Raw genomic sequence first — 20,577 nt, 5'->3', positions numbered from 1 at the left:
CTGCAGGATTGGTGTAAATCTTAACCAGATTGCAAAGCTACTTCACTTGCAACAAGCTAAGTTGAAAGTAAACGGAGAAGAGGAGGTTGACCTGTCCGAATACCCGGTAAAAGACATAAAAATCTTTCTGGATATTTTTAAGAATGTTGAGCACCATTTAGCAAATATGAAAACCCTGGTTCGGGAGGTCGTCTAATGGTTGCAAAGATATCACATGGTAAGGACTTTCGGGAACTCATTAACTACATCACTCAACCGGAGAAAGAGCAGTGGCGCGAAGGGCGCCACCTCTCTGATCTTAAACGAGAGGCTGTGATTCAAGACATGGAGTTTATAGCAGGGCAAAGCCAGAGAGTCCAAGCCCCGGCCTATCACGTGTCGGTGAGCTGGGGTAAAACAGATGCCCCATCCAAAGAGCAGATGCTGGAGGTGGCTGATCGGATCATAAAGGAGCTGAAACTGGAGAACAATCAAGCGCTGATTGTCGCCCATAAAGACACCGATCACAAACATATGCATATCGCATTCAACCGGGTGGAGATGGACCACTTCAAAGCGGTGGATCGGTGGGGCGATCGCAACCGGCTGCGCAGCCTTCTAAAAGAAATAGAAATTGAAAAAGGCTGGGAGCAGACGCCGTTAGAGGCTGATGGTCCAACGCAGCTGAGCATAAACGAACGGAAGCTCACCGTTCGGGTCAATGAGGCGCTGGCCGGTATTGGTATTGATGATCCAAACTACAAGACCGTTCGCGAGCGTGCATTGGAGCTGCGCAACGAGCTTAGCCGCCAAACCGATTGGAAATCCTTCGATGACACCCTGGCCGGGAAAGGGCTCTGGGCCGAAAAGAAAGGAGCCGGAATGGTGATTACCGACGGGGCGATGAGGATCAAGGCCAGCAGTCTTGGTCGATCGTTTGGTAAAGGCGGCTTGGAAAAAAGGTTTGGTCAGTCGTTCGATGAGTATGTCCAACGCAGAGAGCTAAAGATTGAGCTAAAACCCGCCCTTCAGGAAGTGACCGGTTGGATGCGGGCGAAGGAGCGGATTCATCTTGAAAACACACAGGTTGGCATGGAACGGAGACTTGCAAAGCTAAAGCAGGAACTCTGGAAGATTGACAGGTTCGACGAGCTGTTAAAGAAAAGCAAAGAGTCGGTGGAAAAGGGATTCGAGCAGACGTTTTCCGATCCGAAGGATGCACAGCGGGATTTTTCTATTATTGTAAAACGGGATGGACTGGAAGTGGCCCACGGTGAGCTTATGGCCAATCCTGAGAAATTTGGAAAAGTCAAAGATGAAAATGAGCTGATTAAACTTAGCTCAGATATTCGAACCATGGAAAAAACCTACGAGTACTGGAGGCAATACCTGCAAGAGCAGTTAATTATCAACCCGAAAGCAAGGGAAGAAAAAAGAAATAAACTGGTGGAAAAGAAACTCCGGATAAATCAAGCTTTGTCCGTTGTTAAAGGAAAAGTTCAGAAATCCATGAGCCAAACCGAGGCCGGATACAGCATGAGCCGGGGCGCGGATGAGGTCATCGCCGTTAGCCGGATGATCTCTGCCATCATGAAAAACTCTGATCTGATTGCAAAGAAGGCGGTCGGACGCGGGGTGGCTGCGTTCAAAAACGACCTGGCCAAAGAAACGGAAGCCGGTCAGGCCCTGGTCCAGATGAGCGACCAGTCGGTGAAGGGAGCCCAGTTGGTCCTGAAAATTGCAACGGCTTTGCAATCCGGCGGCATGTCTATGGCCCATAGCAGCATCTGCCACACCCTCTGCCAACACAGGCAAACGGTGCTTAAAAAGCAGATGGAGCGCGAGGCCCAGCGCGGCGACTTTAGCCGGTAGCCGTCTGGAGATTGAAACGGACAGGTAGTACATTACCTGTCCCCTTTTTCTCTTAAACATCATCTAAACAGACAAACAACGACTATGAGCTATTATCCAATCAAAGAAGATTACATCGGCGACCTGAATGACCTGGAACCAAAACGCAGTGTGACGGAAAGTTGGGAGTTTTATGGGTATTTGGTTGTGGCGTTTGTGGTTGGGATAGGGATTGGGTTGGTTGGGTTTTAGATATATCAAATCGTCGAGGGATATGGCGATTGGTACCGTTTACGAATTACAATAGGTAATGCTGGATAGCCGATCGGGGACTAATGCTCATACACAGCATCTTTTTTCTTTGCTGAACAACTATTAGGATTTGAATTCTCTTTTCGGTGCTCTCTTTTTCGTAGTTAATCCGGCATCTTGTAATTTTCTTCCAAGTTCATCATCTGAGGCCAGTTTTAAGATATCCCTGTCCAGTCCCAGGGCCACAAGTACCCGGAAGTAGTTTCCCATTGCTACACCGGGATCACCCTTTTCGATTCTCCAGAGTGTGGATGTACCAATATCTGCTCGCTGCGAGATTTGTTCAGCGCTCAGTTTTCTTCGTAAACGAGCCAATTTTAACTGTTCACCAACTTGTTGGAGCATTCGTTCATGTTTGGGAAGTAGTATAGGGCGTTTTTTATTCATAACATTTCATATTTGAAATGTATTATTGACTATTTATACCATATATGAAATACTATAATAGAGATCATATTTACTTTTTTCTGAGATATAAACGGCAAAATCGACATCACGCGTAGCCCGAGATGCAATTTGTTCTTTAGCATACCACGTATCCCGTGCAATGGCTCCAAGCAGATAGAAATCTACATCACACTGGATGAATACCTGCTCTACAACACGAAGCAGTTCCTTGATCTGGTCTTGTCGCAGATCTTCAAGCTTTATCTGTAGTGGCTTCCGCATATATTTCTTCAGCTATTTTGATATTTCTTGGATCACCGGTAATCATTAAATCAGTATACACTAAAAGGCGAGGAGCTATATTTGGAAGCTCATTCTCTACCGTCCAGTAAGGTTCTCTGATTTCAATTTTCCCGTTTTCATCAGGTATTAGTTTGAGCTCCTTCATGAGCTCAGCCCGATTCTTTTTGGTATAGAGTATGTACTCCACAGGTTTTAGATCATTCGTTAAAAGATCAGCTGCCGGCTCACCTCCCCATTGGTCTTGCTTATCCAATGGCAGGTTCTTCCAGTTTTGTTCGGCCTCTTTATTTATAAATTTATATCTGCCTTTTTGGATACGGGGTTTGAGTTCATCCCCAAAGGCTGTGATCCATTGATCTAAAAGCTTGTCCCTGTTTTTAAGCTTAAGAACATCTTCGTTTTTAGCGTAAACATATTCATGCTCTTTCAGCCCATCCAACACATGCTTGATGTTTCCCAGGGCGACATCCGCAGCCTTAGCTATTTCCCGATACGTTTTGTTCAGCCAGATTTCATCATGAAGAAAAAGAAAAACGACTCTTAAGCCGGTTTTGGTAAAGGCCCGGTTTTTCTTTTGCTGAATGGGAGTTGTGGTGTGACGATCAATCCATATAAGCGTATCCCCTTCTTCTAAATGTATATTCCCGACTACATCTATCCAATCAATCCCCGCCTCATTCAAGAGCTTTTTTATGTTGGGATATAACCGTTCGGCCACCAGCATTAAGGGGCCAACTTTTTCTTGTAGTTCCTTCAATTGTGGTATATGGTGTTTACGAATCTCCTTCTTGATCTCCGCATTTCGGACAATGGCTTTCTTTTTATTTGGGTTGAATGTCACCCTGGCATCCACTCTATAATTATAATCAGGGCCATAGGTCTCCCATTCCGTCTTATGACCGATCTCTAGTGGAAGATTCGCAAGTGCTTTTTCGAGGATAGCCTGATTCATTTGTTCACTTTTTTATTGTGTTCACGAATCGTGAACAGTCGTAATTAATGAACAAAATAGATGAATAGCAACATGAAGGTAGATACAGCCATTTAGTCAATGTTATCTCCAAAATGACTTTGCGATTCTTTCAAGTAAATTCACACATCCATCTATACCCGATAAGGTATAATAACTTTTTCTATTGCTTTTTTATACCCGATAAGGTATAATAATGCTGAATTAGGCAATATCATACCCGATCAGGTATACTATGAGTTATACAACAGAGCTTATCGACTTTGTGAAATCCAGGCGTGATCAGTTGGGCCTCACCCAGCAGGAGCTTGCCGAACGGGCAGGTGTAGGCATTCGATTTGTCCGGGACCTGGAACAGGGAAAAGAGAGTCTTCGCCTTGATAAGGTGAACCAGGTGCTTGTTCTCTTTGGCCATAAAATGGGACCCATAAAAATAGAGGACCGCGATGAGTTATAGAAAAGCGGACATCTATGTTCATGAAACTAAAGCCGGATTTCTCGAAGAAACCGAGACAGGTTATCAGTTTCAGTATGATGCGAAGTACCTCTCTCAAAAAAATGCTGAACCGGTTAGCTTAACTCTCCCCATCCGTAAAGAGCCGTATGAATCACCGGTTCTCTTTCCATTCTTTGATGGATTGATACCGGAAGGATGGCTGCTGGATGTGGTTGAAGATACCTGGAAGGTAAATCCAAAGGATCGTATGGGGATTCTGCTTGTAAGCTGCCGGGATACCATTGGCAATGTAAGTGTGAGGGAAGTATGAGTAAGTGCCTGATTTGTGCCAACCGCGTACCAAATGGAAAGCAGTATCACCCGAAGTGTCTGCAGAAACTTTTCGATAGTAAAGAGAAACCCGTTCTGGAGGTTAATCTTGATCAGTTAAACGAACTGGCAAAAAAATCTGTCCAACAGCGTGTAACCGTACCCGGCGTTCAAACCAAGCTATCACTGGAAGTAGATCGTAAAACGGACTCTGCTGATAAACTAACGATTGTTGGCTTATGGGGCAGATACATTTTGAAACCCCCATCCAGCAAATGGCCAGAACTACCCGCCAATGAACACTGCACCATGATGCTGGCTGAAACTGCCGGAATCGAAACCGTACCCTATGGGTTGATCCATCTTGGCTCGGGAGAGCTGGCCTATATCACGAAACGGATTGACCGTGATGATAAAGGAAATAAGTTTGCCATGGAAGATATGTGTCAGCTTACCGGCCGGTTGACGGAAGACAAATACAAGGGATCACATGAGCAGATTGCCAAAACCGTTAAACAGTTTTCGGCAAACCCACTCTTTGATCTCACACGATTTTACGAGCTGGTGCTGTTTTCATACCTGACAGGTAACGGAGATATGCACCTAAAGAACTTCTCGCTGTTTAATGATCCTAACGTTGGCTGGAAATTAGCCCCGGGGTATGACCTTCTAAATACCCGATTGGTTATACCGGAAGAGAAAGACCCGGAAGAGCTGGCTCTCACACTTACGGGCAAGAAAAGTAATTTCAATCCTGATTCATTTCATGATTTCGGTCTTTCAATCGGTTTGAACTCCAAGCAGATTCAAAATATTAACCAAAAATTATTAGGCAAGCAGGATATCTTTAAACAAACCATTGAGAAGTCATATTTGTCAAATGGCATGAAGGAGCGCTATCGAAATGTTCTTATGAAAAGGATTGAAAATCTGGCTTGAAAATTCTAATGATCAAAAAGACTCCGAAATCAGAAGGCCTCCTTCTTGCGGTATTAGAAGGTCATACTATACTCCCCGGTTCACTACACCTTTTTACATTACTAATTTTCAAATTGAGGCGAAAGATGCTTAATGTTTCAACGATTTTTTAGGTCAACACTATTAATTAAGTCCCCAATAAAAAAACGTTCTATGTTCCGGATGATTCTATAATCATATGAATACCAAAAACTATTTGAATAATCTCCTGTAATCATTCAGTTTTTCTCTATTCTCTGGTTTTGTTTTAAAGTTATTCTCATGGTATTCATCAATTCTTGAATGGCAACCAGTACACAAACATTGAAGGTTCGACTCTCTATTATCCGTTTTGTTGTGATTTATGTGATGAACCTCAAGGAAATACTTAGATTTAGATAAATCCAAATCACACTTTTCACATTTAAAGTTTTTATTGGCTCTGTATCTTAAGCTTACTTTATCCCATCCATTAACGTAGCCCCATTCATCTTTTTCATACTGTTTCGGCAATTCAGACTTTTTGAAACCTTTGCTATTCTTATCTGAACTGAGATGTTCTTCAACAAATTCTTTTGTAAAAATTACATGTGATAGTTTAGGGTCTTCCTTGACACAATTTTTACAAACTCTTAAATCACTCATAATACTTCCTCCTTCAGGAGCCTCTTTTCTTTCGATAGATTTATTCGAAAAAATATAAACTCCGTCAAACCTACCTTTTGACTCCATTTCGGAAAGAGTGTCACATTTAGTAGTATGAAATTTTGGAAGGTGTGATTTCCTTTTCAATTCTCTATCGTAGTAGGCTCGAAAGTAGTTTTCTTCTTTTACCAAAAAGCCCTTTATGAGATCATCACCCTCTTTTAAGAAGATATCATTATCAACAAATTTAACTTTGCTGATATCATGATCCTGTAGCCGATAGATTACTTCTTCTACCTTAAACTCACCCCCCTCTGGATCGATCTCAACTTTAAACTGTTCTTCAACTGTTTCCTGAAGGCTTGTAAATGTATAAAAATCAATCATTAAGAAGCCTCAGCATTTGATTGACAACCTCTTCAGATTTTGTCACAATTCTAAACTCTACCCTGCGGGATCGATCAGCATCCTCCGGTTGATTTGAATAAAATGAGTATTCACCAGCACTGTCTAATGTCCTTCCAAAAGAATATCCTGTGGTAGTAAACCAGTAACGCATCAACTTCTGATCTTCTGCAGGCAAAATTGCGTATTCAGAGTTATTACGATAAAAGAGAAAATTTAGAACATTTGCTGTTCTGTTTTGTGATAGCTCTACGTTATACATATACGGACCTACCGAGTCAGTATGGCCTTCAATTCTAACCTCCGCAATTTTATCTCTGAAGCGTTCATCCAAAAGTATATTAATATATCTCGGGAAGAATTGTGACAATATATTTTGGAACTCAGTTTTTAAATTAACGCTGTTGTAATCAAACAGCACTTCTTCATTCAAGAACCGAATGGACAGATCTTCACCCAATTCTGCATGCCATCTATTCTCAGAAAAGTCGTCTTCAAATTCATCTAAGAGAATTTCATATAGCGCTATATTTGTTTCCTGATACTCTATTAAGATTCTATCGCGATCTTCCTGCTCTGACCTTACTTGCCGCATATAGGTGATGGCAATAAACAAAAAAATCACCATTAGCACGGTCATAATATCCGATAATGAAATCCAGTAGTTTTCTTTTTTAGTTGGAAATATTTTCATGCTTCGCGAATTAATTATTTCCATTCAGTTTATTCATTCTTTCAGCATATTCGAGGACCATATTCTTTAGAATACTGTCCAATGCAACAAAGCTTTTATCCATACCATCCGTAAAAGCTTGTCGCATATCATCAACTTGTTCTTTAGTGTTAGAGTTAGATTGCTTCAGAATACTTGCTGCTTCTTCAAATTCTTCCTTTACGTCATCAAAGAATCCTTCCGATTTGTCCCGGAGTTCTTCAAGCTCTTTCAGTTTGTCTACAAGATTTTCGATTTTAGCAGAAAACTCAGTGTGTAATTCAAACCATTTTTTCAATTCCCCGGCAGTCTCTTTAAAATCATTTGAAGTCCCATCAAGCTGCTCCATGGTTTTAATTAATATGTTGTCACCATCTTTTGTAATAGTGTTCAACTCATCAATTAGAGACACAAGCTTTCCATCCTCTTTTACCAGTGACTCTGTAGATTTAGAAACACTATTTAACGTATCAGCTGATAGCGTAAGTTGATCAGTAAGGCTCTTGTATTGCTCAATTAATAATTCAATCTGTTCTTTATTCGATTGTTGCCATTTGTTTAAATTTTCAACGCTTCTATTTAACTCCTCAAAATTCTCTTTTACCAACTTCTCAATGAGTTCATTTAATTTTTCATTAAAACCGCCAATAACTTTTTCTATGACCTCGACCAAAGCCTCTGTATTAGATTTCTTCAATAATTCTGTAAACTCGTCAAACTTTTCCTCTACCAACTTTGAGTTTGCCTTCATAAAGTCCAATTGGTCATTCTGAATCTTTACAATTGAATCTTGTTTTTCTTTACTTTCCAGCCTGAGATTTTGTATTTGTGTTAGCAAGCTTGTCTCTCCTTCACCTCCCACTGAATGAGTCAACTTCGACATATTAGAATTGAGAGGTTCAAGTTGATCAGTTAATTGAGTTCTCAGCTTCACCAAATGGGTTGTCAAACTTCCATCACTGTCACTCGAAATAGCTTTTTTTATATCATCCAATGAAGTGGCGATAGATTTAAGAATCTGCTCCTCTGTTACTGGCTCATCTCCATCCCCAAAAGCTCTGTTTTGAATTGGTTGAATAAAAAAAGTTTGTGAAGTAAAGGATAATGCAATACCGAGAATTGATGACCAAAAAGCTACAAATAGGCCGTCTAATAAAGCTGGAATGCTAGCATCGATATTGTTAACGTCAAAATTGTGTAGCCCAATTGCAATGCCTAAAAAGGTACCAAAAACTCCTAAAGTGGTAAATACGGATGGAATATGATCAAATATTATAGGATTTATTCTTTGGAAGTTATCCCTTGCTTTAGAGATAACCACAATTGAATATAATGCCCAGGCTCCGATGAAAATGAATGGTATAAAATAGATTGGGTTCATGCAGTTTAATTATTACTTATTTCTAAAATTTAAAGGGGCTTTGCAGAACCTCCAGTTTTTCGGGTTTTGCAAAGCCCCCATTAATTAACAATGCTACCTATGCACTTTACGATAAGTTTTTATCGACAAGATTCTTTATTTCTATAGGTACAATCCATGGCAATCACTAAGTTCACTTCATTGTTCTTTCGACTGAGTAAATACCTTAATGTCTGACTGCTTTATTTGCTTTTTAGGACAGGCTTAAGACAACCGTGTCCCAAATTCATCAGCTACACTTAAAAGTTATTTTTTCGGAACGACAAAAGTTCACCTGTAAATATGTTTTCATGACCCAGAGAGCTGATTGCGATGCATAATAAAGTTAGATCTACAAATAAGTCTGAAAGTGAATTTTGGGCTTTGAGTTTAAGTGGTAGTATTAGAATATTTGTTTGAGACTTACGATTTATAATATTTCTGAGCCAAACTAGTCACTGTCATATTTACATAACAGAAACACATCTAACATTAATCATTGCTCAATAAGAACAAATACAGACACCTTTTGGCATATTTTATTCTTTGGCACATTAATTGCACATATATTTATAGTTCTTTTTCGTGTTGCTTCGATGCGACGCTGAGATGACGAATTCCATTTCTCGTCGCGATTGCCAGAGAACAGGTACACTCAATCCACAAGTGCTCTACAATAGAGCCAGTGGCGTTTGTATTCTGTTTCGTGCTGGCGTTTGTTGTTGCCATTGTGCACTTTGGCACTAAGTACCTGAATGCGATGGCAGCAAGCTCTTTAAAAGAGTCGCAGGCACCCGGCAGTTGTAAAAAACCAAAAAACAGTAAAAACCTTAAAAAACTTGCTTAGAGGTGAAAAAATGATACATTTTAGTAAGCTGAGTATAGTGGCTGGTTTCGAGTTTGGCGGTGTTCGAAGCGCGAAAAAATCGCAATCGATATCACCAGAAAGAATTCAGTCCGAGTCACTTTTGACTTTGTGTTTGACGTTAGGTGGTTAATCCCATTTCTCGTCGCGATTGCCAGAGAACAGGTACACTCAATCCACAAGTGCTCTACAATAGAGCCAGTGGCGTTTGTATTCTGTTTCGATCCTTGCTTAAAGTGCTACAGTGCTGGTCAAGTCAATTCAGGGAGCTTTAACCAAATAATTAACCTACTGCCATTGAGTATTCTTCAAGATATCTCATCTTTAGAAAATATTCGGAATGCCTGGCTGAAACTCAATAAGTCGAATCAAGAGTCTCACGGTGTTACTGGGGAAACTATTGCATCCGTAAAAAATAACATGGATGCAATCCTTGAATCAATCAGCACTAAACTTGGAGAAAATAGGTATAGCCTTTCACCTACCCGTGCAGTATTAATACCAAAAGGTGATGATTGGAGACCGCTGAGAGTTCCTGAAGTTCGAGATAGAATAGTGCTAAAATCCTTGGCAATAGAACTGGAAATGGTTTTACATGACGAGCTTGTAAAGGGAAACGGAGTAAGCTTTGCGTATCAAAAGAAATTAGGGATTAGAGATGCTTTACAGGCCCTTGAAAGGTATTACAAAGACGGGTCTAACTTCATTCTGAAGTGTGATATTGTCAAGTTTTTCGATCGGATTGACCGAAATATTTTGCTAACTGAAAAATTATTTAAACATCTACCGGATGATTCTATAAATCAATTAATTCTGACAGCAATCAATCAACAGGTTGGAAATTTAGACGAGCTAAAACCTCATTTGCAGAAGCACTTCCAAAATACTGATTTGGGTATTCCACAGGGCAACCCGCTTTCACCTCTATTTTCGAATCTTTATTTATCCGATTTCGACTACTTCATGAAAAGTAATAATTATCGTTTAATCCGCTATGCAGATGATTTTATTGTAGCACTAAATTCTGAAGAAGAAGCGCTGAATTGTTTTCGTGATATTGAAAATTACCTATCAGAACATTTATCCCTGGAATTGCACCCATTAAATGAAGCTGGTAAATCAAAAATTATTGATCTGAAAAAAGAACCGGTAACATTTTTAGGCATCGAATATGATGGAAATGAAATGCTTCCATCTCGGGAAAGTATTGATCGATTAAAGGGTAAAGTTCAAGACATAATTCATCTTAAAAAAGACTCAAATACAGTACTCGATCTGCTTCTGGACCTCAAGCATACTTTGGAAGGATGGGTGGCTGCATACTCATTTTGTAAGGTTGAAAAGTTCTCCAGAGAAATTGATCAATTTATTGATCATTATGTCCTATTGCCATTAAATGATTTTGGTTGGAAACTAACTTCAAGCTCAAAAGGCAAACTTGATAGAAAGTGGAGAAAAGAGAATTCTAGTTACGATAGGCTTTCAGATACTCAAAGGGCTCATTCAGGCATACCCAAGACCAATCAGATTTTAGATAGATTACGGGATAGTCAGTAGTTAGGCAAACCCATTTAACTCTCGAAACCCCCTCATAAATCATCAATTTCAACGATTCGGCCTTGATTAAGTCTTCTTCGTATTGGATGAAGATCAGCAAGTCGCCTGTCCCGAAGTAACCGATGCGAGGTTCATTTTTGCATTTTTTTAATTCAAAACTGTCCCACCCTCAATAAACCACCTCATTCAATTCCTCTCTTCTCTGTCTCCACGAGGGCATATAATTATCAAGCAGTTCTTTAAACCGATCATTATGATGGCGCTCTTTTTGGTGAACCATCTCATGCAGTACTACATAATCGAGGCAGTGCTTTGGCTTCTTGGCCAGTTCAAGGTTGAGCCAGATGCGCCGGTCGTCTACATTACATGAGCCCCATTTGGTTTTCATCTGCCGGACGCCCCAATCTGCTATCTCTACCTCTAATTTTTCTTCCCATTTTTCAATAAGCGATGGAATCTGACTTTTCAGCAGCTCCCGATACCACTTTTTGATTACCTCTTCCCGTTTGGCTTTATCACTACCTGGACGAACATACAGGTCCAGGTACTTTTTGTTTCGAATTTCTACCTTCGGTGGTTTTTCTTCTTCGATGATATTCAACAAATATCGCTGCCCCTGAACCCAATGGCTTTCCCCCTGGATATACTCCCGCTCCGGCTCGCGGATCTGAGAGTTCATATTTCGGATATGCTTCCGGATCCAGCCGATTTTTGAAATGACAAACAGCCGGAGAGATTCGGCCCTCATTGAGTGGGGAGAGGAAAGCCTCACCCTGCCGGTGGGCGGATAGACCGCCAGGTGGATATTCTTGATATCCTTCTTAACGACATCCACACTGATGTCGGACACGGTCATTTGAAACTGTTCAGTACTCATTCTGATTTTTTACAACCTCCATGACCATTCCAATCTCAATCTCTTTCGGCAATTTCTTTTTAACGGCCTGCATAACCTGGCGTTCCTTAATCTTGTTTTCCCGCCATCCATCTTTGGCTGTATACTTCACCGTCTCATCAACGAGCAGCGCGATTTCGGGATCATTATTCAGATTATCGTAAAGCGCCTTTTGACCGCTGCTTTGAACGTTTTCGGGATATTTTTCCTGACCTTCTGTTCGTTTTACTTTCTTCGCAAGCTCTACCAATTTCTGCAGGTACTGCTCATAATCAGCCGCCTCTTTTTTCCGCTTTCTGATCAGCTCTTCTAAAAGCTCCGACATCTTTTCGTAATATTTCGGATTCCCCGGCTTCTCTTCAATAATCACCTTCCGGATATTATTTTCAATCGTCTCGGCAACCGCTTCCTGGTCTTTTTGTATGTTCTCAGTCAGCACATCATCCAGTGCGGAGACGCCTTTGTTTACAATCAGATCAACAAGCGTAAAGTCATCGAGCTGTGAGATCTTTCGGCTGTGGTCGGCGTCGATATACATGTCGATTAGGTTGCGCATGCCCGGCTCGTATGATTTCAAATCAATATAATCCCCGCTGGCCTGCTTGATCTCCTCCTTCATATCGGAGTAAAACTTCACTTGGTGCTTGATGTCGAGTGCCTCTTGCTCGGAGTAGCCGGCCTTGTCCATCTCGTTGGCGATGTCGGCATAGGCCCGAACCAGTGAAGAAACCATTTTATAGAGGCTGACCCGCTTCTCCTCATCTTCTTTGAGTTCTTCTTCTGTTTTACCGTCAAAATCACACCCAAAGAATGCCCTGAACTGTTTCTGCGTTTTGGGATGAATCGGCTCGCATAACGCAATAACCTGGTCCAAACAATCATCCAGCCGCTCTTTCGCCTGCTCGTAGCGATCTTTGAGAAGTCCTTTAACATCATCGCTGTCATATCCTTCAAATGCTCCGCTGGTGTAGGTGTTGATGGATTCTTCCAGGCTCTTGAACAGATCCTTGTAATCAACAATGTAACCGTACTCTTTATCCTCTCCATCCAGGCGGTTGACCCGGCAGATCGCCTGGAACAGTCCGTGATCCTGCATCGATTTATCGATATAGAGATAAGTGGCCGGTGGGGCGTCAAATCCTGTGAGTAGTTTGTCCACGACAATCAGCAGTTTCATCCGTGCCGGTTCATTTACAAATTTTCGCTTGGCCTCCTCCTCGAACTCCTCGGTTGATTTTCCGTCAAGCATCTCCATGTAAGTATTGTACTTGAGCTGCTCGTCTGTTTTTCCCTCGCCGGTTTCTTCACCTTTTATGTCGTTGATGTTGGGCTGGAAGGATGTAACCACCGCACAGTGTCCGTTCAGGTCGGTCGCCTTGAACAGCTCATAATATCGGCACGCTTCCGCTACTGAAGAGGCTACAAGCATGGCATTTCCCTGACCTGATTTCAGCCGGGGCCTGACCCTGAAATCCTTAAACACATCCTGAACCACTTTTTCGAGCCTCGACTTGGAGCTCAGCACTTTCTTGAGGGTTCCCCACCTTTTTTTCAGCTCCATTTTTGCCAGGTCGTTCAGCCCGCGGGTTTCTGCATCAAACCACTCGTCGATGCTCTCCTGATCGGTGATTCGCTGATCGATATCCCTGGCCTCATACCGAAGATCCAGTACCACATTGTCATCCACGGCCTCATCAAATTTATAGGTGTGAATATACGGTCCAAAGACCTCGAGGCTGGTTTTCTTATCATTTTTGAGTAGGGGCGTTCCGGTAAAGCCGATGAACATAGCATCCGGCAATATGGCCTTCATCGCTTTATGCAGCTTGCCCGACTGGGTGCGATGACATTCATCCACAAATACAAAGAGCTCTCCTTTGGCCTTAAAATTTTTCGGGAGATGCTTTTCGATATCCTCCAGGTAGTTTCCCATTTCTTCACCGTCACGGGTACCAAACTTGTGGACGAGGGATGATATCAGCGGAATTTCGTGGCTGTTGAGCTTATCAATCAAGTCCGCTCCACTTGTGGCCCGCTGCATCGGCTCTTCAGCATCGTTAAAGACTCGCGTAATCTGCGTGTCCAGTTCTGTCCTGTCCGTGATGACCACCACGCGAGAGTCAGTCACATTTTCCCGGATCCACTGGGCAATCCATACCATGGTCAGACTCTTACCGCTTCCCTGCGTGTGCCAGATAATTCCATTCTCACGCTTTCGGGTATTCTCCTGTGTGGCTTTCACCCCAAAATACTGGTGGGGCCGGCAGACAATTTTATTCCCGCCGTCAAACAAGATAAAATCGTGCAGAATCTCCAGCATGCGCTTCTTCTCGCAAAGCTGAACCAGGTGTTTATCGAGTATATACTCAAATTCTTCGTCGGTGGTCTCCTTCCAGCGAAGGTAGTATTTTTCTGGCGTTTCGGTGGTTCCATACCTCAGTCCAGCCGTTTCATTTCCGGCCATCACGAGCTGAATTGTATTAAAGAACGACTTGATGAAATGATCGGTCTGATTGTCGAGGTTTTGACGAATGCCCTCCTCAACCGATACTTTGGATCGCTTTAGCTCTATAACCCCGATGGCTATTCCGTTCACATACAGAACCACATCCGGGCGTTTGTTGTGTTTACCTTTTACCGTAACCTCTTCGGCAACGGCAAAGTGATTGTTCTCCGTTTTCTTCCAGTCGATAAAATAGATCGTCTGCCTCTTTTCACCCTGACCGGCTCTTACGCTCACGCCATACCGCAGCATCCGGTATACTGCCTTATTGATGTCATACAAGTCTTCCGTCTGAACGCCTGCCGCTTTGGTTAGCTCGTGGACAGCTTTATCAATGATCACAGGCTTATGACCCTGTTTCTTCAGAAACGCCCGAAGATATTTCTCTTCAATATTTCGGTTATCAACGCGGTCCTGCCAGTCTCCCAGGTACTCATATCCCAACCGGCCCGCAAACAGTTGAATAACCCGGTCCTGTGTATTTCGTTCTACTTGGCCAACGTCGGTCATATCTTGTTTACGTTTTTCGGTAAAATGTTAAATAGCCGGATTCTTATTAATAAATTGACAAAAATCTTAAATAAGAGGTTTAATCTAACAGTTTTTGAAGTTTGTTTGCACCTTTCCGTATCCCCGTTTTTTTAAGTGCGGATAACACGTCATCATTTGTTAAAGGTGGATTTCTTAATCGCCCCACCATTGTTCTAAATCCTTCAATGGCTGATTTCTCATCCAAATCAATTACATCAAGCGTAAACTGGTCCGGGTGCACTGGTTCAATACCAAATGGTAAAAGAACAGATCGTGGAAAGTCATTCAAGTTGAATGTCACTATTACATCCGCATTTCCTTTGATTGCAGCAGCAACTACATGGCGGTCATCTTTATCTGGTAATGTGATCTTAGAAATATAATGCTGGTAGTCTGTTACGTTTGCATCTGGCAAAGAATCATTCATTCGGTTAATAGTCCAATTCAATTGCTCCGATGATAAATCCGTCCTGTTTGCAAGCAAGTTTCGCTTCCATTCATCCTGTATCTCTTCTGACCAAAGGGGCTGAAATAAACCAGAGACGGCAAATGTTAATAATAGATCTCTAATTGGGGCAGGATATAAAACACACGCATCAAGAATTACTCTCAGTCTGTCTGAATGCATATGTTCAATATCCCATATCTAATTCCTGGGCTTGTTTGGCAAGTTCATCCAACGCTTCACGCTGCTTGTTTTTATACTGATTTTTGTAGGCAAGAAAATCCTTCAGTTTAATCCGGCGATGCGAACCCACCTTATGAAAAGGGACTTCCCCTCCTTCAAGAAGCTTTACTATATAAGGACGGGAAACATTCAGCAGATCAGCAGCTTCCTGAGTTGTGATTTCGGCATCCACAGGATTCACTGTGACAGCTTTTCCCTGTGCCATCAGATCGATAATCGTGTTTAAATGCTGTAATGCTGATACAGGTATTTTAATAGGGTCTTTCTCACCTTGTACTTCAATCTCAATCTCTTTTGTAGATGTCTTCAGCTTCTCGGCTATGCGATCGAGAATCTTCTTATTCTCCCGCGCAATCATCTGTTCCTTGCGGGTAGGCAGTTTTAGTGCTTCCATTCTCGTTCTCCATTTATTGTGTAATTTCTCTTTAATTTAGATAATTAAACGAAATAAACGAAACGATAGTTTACGACACCCTACTTTTATCAGTTTTGGTCTACAGTGGTAATGGTTTTTTCACAAAGAAGTTTATTTCAACTTTAATTACTCTACCAATACTCCATTACTTTCAAAAGTTTGTTTAATAATAGCTAAATCTCGTTTCTTATTCCGTTTCAATCTCCGGTTGCCGTTGTGTTCAAAATCGAAGTATGAAAAGTCGATAACCATAATCCCATGCTGGGGAAGCACCTTTCGTCTTCTCTCATCATAGCGAAGACGCTGTTCTCCACGGTGCACTCCGCTAATAGTTTGTTTGTCCGGTTTATCGAAGTGCTTGATAGATTCTGTATGCTGCCGTTCATTGTATTCTATTACCAAATCCAGATCGGGATAGTAAATATCACATGGGAGCTTTGTGCGTGTTTTCCCATTGCGATGGAGGTCGCCAAAAAGGAAATCAAACCGGTGTTGTCGAAAGCCCCTTAGACCCAACACCTCATCACAAAGATCCAGAATATAATTCTCGTCACTGTCTTTATTATTTTTGCCTGCCCGGTTTTTCTTCTTTGATGTTTTCTTACTGGTAGAGCCAGTAAAATTTCCCCTCAGTTCCTCAATATTCGTTCCAGAAGGAATGAAATACCAATTTCTATTCACATTTTTCCTGATAACATGCACAAACGGAATACTGTTAAGTTCTCCCTTTTCATCCAGTTCCCTTAAATCATTTCGAATTGGCAGACCATTTCGATGATCCTTATTATATATACCTGCTTCTATAAACTCAGGCATCAGATCTTTGGCTGGAATCATTTCAATACCAGCGTTTCGTTTAAAATACTCTCTTAGAATTTTATTTATTTTGTTTATACGATCATTCTTCACGATAAGCCTATTTGTTTTAGATAGCCTAATTTAAGTTATAACCATACTCACCACTCAAAAGCACTTTTTTCCAGTGGCTTTCCCTGTTGATTACAACATCTTTGGAGGTAGAAGCAGGCATGTATTCCAATAAACTGAATTGGAAATTATTTCGAGCATGATCTACGCCATTATACGTGATGAGATTTTTTAAGTCTTTATTGCTCCCATGACCACTTTTTACATACTGAGCCCACCGCGACCATAAACCTTCACTCCCGTAAGCAGACCCCACATATTTTTTACCGTTACTTTTGTCTACTATCAAATAGATACCTGATACATTTTCAAGAGCCGTTTTCCAATCAATGCGTTGCTTGTGGATGATGTTTTGTAGTTCGTTAAAACTGAGTCGGATATTTTCAAACCCCCGAAATGCCTCCCCATCATACATTTTTGGGAGTATTTCATGGACTGACATATTTTGAATATGACGATTCAACACAAGTGCCCGTGTCCTTGATTTATACGGAAAGTGAATCTTCAGCTTTCCAATCATTGGCTTGAACTGGTCGGTTAGTTCAATTTCATAACTGTCACTGTGGCGTTTTAATACTTCAAAAACACCTCCAAACAGCCAAATATCTTTCTGAGGATAATAATCCATCATGGAAAAGATATAAGTTTTATTGAACCTATTTTTATTACCCCGGTAGCTATTCCAACCTTTCCATGATTTACGATCTTGTACAAAGGTATCTAATGGTTCTTGCCCATCATCATTTCGAACTGCAAGGTGAACTTTATATTGATCAGCATGCTCAATAGACATGATGTCTGTTAAGTAGATTTTACCTGCTGATAGTCCCATAATAAATAGTATTCTTGAAGTTTAAATATGAAATATATTTACTCTACTTCTCCCTTTATCGACATATCGCTAAACAGCTTAACTACTCAAATTGCCCAAAATAATAAACTCACTTTTTCAACCACAAACTTTTCCCAATCGTGTAACTTCCAAGGCTATTAACGCTCAATGACTTCAACTTTTTGGGTTGGATTCCTACATCTTAATCCCGAAATGCAGACATAGTTATTGACAATATCCCATTCGGGATTGTGTTATTAAAGCTTTGCGAAATGACGTCAATCCAACTAAACCAACCTAACACCCCGTCAACAACTACTAACAGTGCTTCACAGTCCTTTCTCTTGAAGAGTTTTCTTCAAGGAGCTTTACTAATAACAAGGCAGCAGATTTTTTAGACCTAAGAAATCCCTATTACTAAATAAACCTCAACTTCTCAGTGAGTAATTGTAGTATTAAGTATCGCGAAAATTTATAAGTCCCCTCTCTTAATTTTTACATTTAACTGTTTAACCGGATTTCTCAGAGCTTTTTCCATCCGTTCACCAACATCCGACATGTGCTCAATCATTTCATCCCAGTCTTCTTTATCATACAAAGATAGACCATCTTTTTGAGCCTTAATCCTGCAGGTTTTATTCTGATCTTTTCTCTCCCATACAAGTGAATCTCCAAAATCGTTTTCGATTTGATCTTTTTTGCTATATAAATAGTCGAAGCATGTCTTACTCTCTTCCTTCGTCTCGCGATTTATAAACAGCTCTGCTCTCGCATATTTCCCAGAAACCACCATGTTTAGGCTTAAACCGCTCATTCCAATGCCGGTACCCAACCAGTTTTCTTTTGAAGGAGAGATATTGGAGAAAAGGCTATTTTTCCTGTTAACGTGACCCAAGAATTTACGCCAAAACTCAAGCCGGATGTGATGACGCTGCTTCAGGTTTTCCTGAGTCGCAATTTCTTCTTGTGCTTTTGATGCCATGCTGATGGAATATTCCTGAGCATCTACGACCGGTAGAATCTGATCAAAGTTTAAGAATAGCTGATCCCCAAATGTATAAGGAGTGACTTTAAAGCATTGAATACGAATATTAAAATTCATCAACCATAGGACAGTAGAGGTAACTTCTTTTCTGAATTGTGCAGCAATCATTATTATACGCTGGGCAGCACCTTGGTTAAGAAGCACCTCAGAAAAATCTTCTTTATCTAAAAATTCCGCGAGATTTTCCTCAGCATCAGCTTCCTGTCCACTTTTCTTTAAGTAATCCTGAAAGATACTGCGAATATCATCTTTGCTAAGGCTGCTACAGTATGAGGCATATTTTATTACTTGCCACGTGACATCCTTTCCACTGTCATCGAGTTTATTTTCAATGATTACAAGATTGCCCTGTTTGTCAATGGCTAATAAATCGAGGCGTTCGCGTGTGTCCTGAAAACCGTCGAACTCTTTCTGAATAATCAGTAGCTCTTCTCCGAGGCAATCCGGATCTTTTGAAATCCACTCTTGTAGATGCTCTCTTTCTTTAAACCCCAAATCTGAAAAGGTTTCCTCTTTAAGCCGGTTGATCTTATTACGTGTTTCGTCTATCTGATACATAATATTCTTTGTTTGATTTAATTACACTCAACAATATCACCTCACACTAACCTCGTACTATCAGTCAACACTTTCTTATTTCATCCGTTTTAGTCTATTTCGACAATTTTTGTCAATGTCGGTCATGTCTTTTTTAAATGATTATGAATACCAAGCCATGTTTGGATTTTGTTAGGCAAAATTTCATAGTTTTTATCAACAAAATCTTGTAGCACTTCTTTTTCAATTACGGAAATATTTGATGATGGCTTGCCTAAATATTTTCCTTTCGTGGTAAATAAATACACTTTAGCATCCAACTCACTGTAGTTGTTAAAATTCAAATCAACCTTACCTTTTTTCACCTGAGCTACTGCTTTATGTCCATCCTCTTTGTGTTTTAAAACATATTCGAAATTTACAGTGCTTTTTTTGCATGAACTTGGAATCATATAGTAACCTTTACTCTGCAAGTATAAACCTATGATATCCTCACAATCGTCTGAATGGATCAAAGAATAAAAATCGGCTTCTACTTGCTTTATTCTGTAATATTGGACATTACTTATAGTGTTAAACAAATACTTTGAAAACTCTCGTAATGTGCCGTTTTTATCTCCCACTTTTTCAACGGTTCGGCCTCTTGTAAATCTGTTTACTATTGTTCCAGGTACAGAATCAACTTGGCCAACTTTATACCACTTGCAATCTCTTATGTTTACTACATCTGCTTTTTTAAATTCAGGTTTATTGGAATAGTACCAATACGGATTAGTTATCCTGCCTAAATAATAGATTCCATCCAAATCTCTTGTCCAGCACAGGTCATCTTCAGCAATTCTATTTTTTAGTGCATTTAATGCGGGCCACCATCCTTTATAGTTTAATTTAAGCCTGTAAAGTGAGTTTGCATTGGAATAATACTCATCCCATGTTACCGTTTCGGAATCTGTTTCAATTCCCCAGCCTATCCCAAGTATATCCCTTGTAATGCAGAAACTTCTTGGATCAATACCCTCGCTTGAAGCAGGTTTGATATTAACTCTCCAAATATTCATAAATCTATAAGTGATTGTTTTGTAATATATTTAGCTCT

General features: G+C 40.7%; 21 protein-coding genes. 7 read left to right on the top strand and 14 right to left on the bottom strand.

Features of this window, described 5'->3' with window-relative positions:
• The 3 genes from mobC to DYD21_RS21125 all read left to right on the top strand — a co-directional run.
• Positions 1–196 (top strand): plasmid mobilization relaxosome protein MobC (gene mobC / locus DYD21_RS14435; RefSeq protein ID WP_116037702.1); only part of this gene is annotated, 196 nt, incomplete at its 5' end.
• On the top strand, positions 196–1,851 hold the full coding sequence (locus tag DYD21_RS14430) for a relaxase/mobilization nuclease domain-containing protein (protein ID WP_116037701.1): 1,656 nt from the start codon (positions 196–198) through the stop codon (positions 1,849–1,851). The genes mobC and DYD21_RS14430, both read left to right, overlap by 1 nt.
• A gap of 84 nt (positions 1,852–1,935) precedes the next feature.
• Entirely contained in the window at positions 1,936–2,082 is a 147-nt protein-coding gene (locus DYD21_RS21125) for a hypothetical protein (RefSeq protein ID WP_158607308.1), read from the top strand.
• A 123-nt stretch (positions 2,083–2,205) separates the two neighbouring features.
• Here the strand turns inward: DYD21_RS21125 and DYD21_RS14425 are convergent, their stop codons facing one another.
• From DYD21_RS14425 to DYD21_RS14415, 3 genes are read right to left on the bottom strand one after another with little or no spacing between them, the layout of a single operon-like run.
• Positions 2,206–2,529: a helix-turn-helix domain-containing protein gene (locus DYD21_RS14425; protein WP_116037700.1), complete on the bottom strand. Its 324-nt coding sequence runs from the start codon at positions 2,527–2,529 to the stop codon at positions 2,206–2,208.
• A gap of 33 nt (positions 2,530–2,562) precedes the next feature.
• On the bottom strand, positions 2,563–2,811 hold the full coding sequence (locus DYD21_RS14420) for a hypothetical protein (RefSeq protein WP_116037699.1): 249 nt from the start codon (positions 2,809–2,811) through the stop codon (positions 2,563–2,565).
• Positions 2,783–3,784 (bottom strand): type IV toxin-antitoxin system AbiEi family antitoxin, encoded by a 1,002-nt coding sequence (locus DYD21_RS14415; protein WP_116037698.1) that lies wholly within the window; start codon positions 3,782–3,784, stop codon positions 2,783–2,785. Before DYD21_RS14415 ends, DYD21_RS14420 begins: the two co-directional genes overlap by 29 nt.
• Positions 3,785–4,037: 253 nt before the next feature.
• On the opposite strand from DYD21_RS14415, the gene DYD21_RS14410 reads away from it, so the two are divergent.
• From DYD21_RS14410 to DYD21_RS14400, 3 genes are read left to right on the top strand one after another with little or no spacing between them, the layout of a single operon-like run.
• On the top strand, positions 4,038–4,259 hold the full coding sequence (locus DYD21_RS14410; protein ID WP_116037697.1) for a helix-turn-helix transcriptional regulator: 222 nt from the start codon (positions 4,038–4,040) through the stop codon (positions 4,257–4,259).
• On the top strand, positions 4,249–4,569 hold the full coding sequence (locus tag DYD21_RS14405) for a HipA N-terminal domain-containing protein (protein ID WP_116037696.1): 321 nt from the start codon (positions 4,249–4,251) through the stop codon (positions 4,567–4,569). Before DYD21_RS14410 ends, DYD21_RS14405 begins: the two co-directional genes overlap by 11 nt.
• The gene (locus tag DYD21_RS14400; RefSeq protein ID WP_116037695.1) at positions 4,566–5,507 is read left to right on the top strand and encodes a HipA domain-containing protein; all 942 of its coding nucleotides are present in this window, start codon (positions 4,566–4,568) and stop codon (positions 5,505–5,507) included. The genes DYD21_RS14405 and DYD21_RS14400 overlap by 4 nt, the downstream gene beginning before the upstream one ends.
• A gap of 231 nt (positions 5,508–5,738) precedes the next feature.
• Here the strand turns inward: DYD21_RS14400 and DYD21_RS14395 are convergent, their stop codons facing one another.
• The 3 genes from DYD21_RS14395 to DYD21_RS14385 are packed head-to-tail and all read right to left on the bottom strand — an operon-like array spanning position 5,739 to position 8,668.
• Complete coding sequence (locus DYD21_RS14395) at positions 5,739–6,557, bottom strand: HNH endonuclease signature motif containing protein (protein ID WP_116037694.1); 819 nt, start codon at positions 6,555–6,557, stop codon at positions 5,739–5,741.
• On the bottom strand, positions 6,550–7,269 hold the full coding sequence (locus DYD21_RS14390) for an OmpA family protein (RefSeq protein WP_158607307.1): 720 nt from the start codon (positions 7,267–7,269) through the stop codon (positions 6,550–6,552). The genes DYD21_RS14395 and DYD21_RS14390 overlap by 8 nt, the downstream gene beginning before the upstream one ends.
• Positions 7,270–7,279: 10 nt before the next feature.
• Positions 7,280–8,668, bottom strand: coding sequence for a hypothetical protein (locus tag DYD21_RS14385; RefSeq protein ID WP_116037692.1), 1,389 nt, complete (start codon positions 8,666–8,668; stop codon positions 7,280–7,282).
• A gap of 1,180 nt (positions 8,669–9,848) precedes the next feature.
• Here DYD21_RS14385 and DYD21_RS14380 point away from each other — a divergent pair.
• Positions 9,849–11,108, top strand: a complete 1,260-nt coding sequence (locus DYD21_RS14380) for a reverse transcriptase domain-containing protein (protein WP_116037691.1) — start codon at positions 9,849–9,851, stop codon at positions 11,106–11,108.
• Between the two features lie 169 nt (positions 11,109–11,277).
• On the opposite strand, the gene DYD21_RS14375 is transcribed toward DYD21_RS14380, so the two are convergent.
• From DYD21_RS14375 to DYD21_RS14340, 8 genes are all read right to left on the bottom strand, one after another.
• Positions 11,278–11,985 carry a M48 family metallopeptidase gene (locus DYD21_RS14375; RefSeq protein ID WP_116037690.1) on the bottom strand — a complete coding sequence of 236 codons (708 nt, stop codon included), beginning with the start codon at positions 11,983–11,985 and terminating at the stop codon, positions 11,278–11,280.
• Positions 11,975–15,016, bottom strand: coding sequence for a type I restriction endonuclease subunit R (locus DYD21_RS14370; protein ID WP_116037689.1), 3,042 nt, complete (start codon positions 15,014–15,016; stop codon positions 11,975–11,977). The genes DYD21_RS14375 and DYD21_RS14370 overlap by 11 nt, the downstream gene beginning before the upstream one ends.
• A gap of 79 nt (positions 15,017–15,095) precedes the next feature.
• Complete coding sequence (locus tag DYD21_RS14365; protein WP_116037688.1) at positions 15,096–15,665, bottom strand: putative toxin-antitoxin system toxin component, PIN family; 570 nt, start codon at positions 15,663–15,665, stop codon at positions 15,096–15,098.
• A gap of 4 nt (positions 15,666–15,669) precedes the next feature.
• Complete coding sequence (locus DYD21_RS14360; protein WP_116037687.1) at positions 15,670–16,119, bottom strand: helix-turn-helix domain-containing protein; 450 nt, start codon at positions 16,117–16,119, stop codon at positions 15,670–15,672.
• A 147-nt stretch (positions 16,120–16,266) separates the two neighbouring features.
• Complete coding sequence (locus DYD21_RS21235; RefSeq protein ID WP_199535555.1) at positions 16,267–16,977, bottom strand: hypothetical protein; 711 nt, start codon at positions 16,975–16,977, stop codon at positions 16,267–16,269.
• Between the two features lie 97 nt (positions 16,978–17,074).
• Positions 17,075–17,899, bottom strand: coding sequence for a GIY-YIG nuclease family protein (locus DYD21_RS14350; RefSeq protein ID WP_116037686.1), 825 nt, complete (start codon positions 17,897–17,899; stop codon positions 17,075–17,077).
• Between the two features lie 472 nt (positions 17,900–18,371).
• On the bottom strand, positions 18,372–19,502 hold the full coding sequence (locus DYD21_RS14345) for a DUF4268 domain-containing protein (RefSeq protein WP_116037685.1): 1,131 nt from the start codon (positions 19,500–19,502) through the stop codon (positions 18,372–18,374).
• A 122-nt stretch (positions 19,503–19,624) separates the two neighbouring features.
• Positions 19,625–20,539, bottom strand: coding sequence for a hypothetical protein (locus DYD21_RS14340; protein WP_116037684.1), 915 nt, complete (start codon positions 20,537–20,539; stop codon positions 19,625–19,627).
• Between the last annotated feature and the right edge of the window lie 38 nt (positions 20,540–20,577).

It is taken from the genome of Rhodohalobacter sp. SW132, assembly GCF_003390325.1.
Lineage (GTDB): Bacteria > Bacteroidota > Rhodothermia > Balneolales > Balneolaceae > SW132.
The sequence above is the reverse complement of the archived record's forward strand: the minus strand, read 5'-3'. Positions and strand labels throughout refer to the sequence as shown.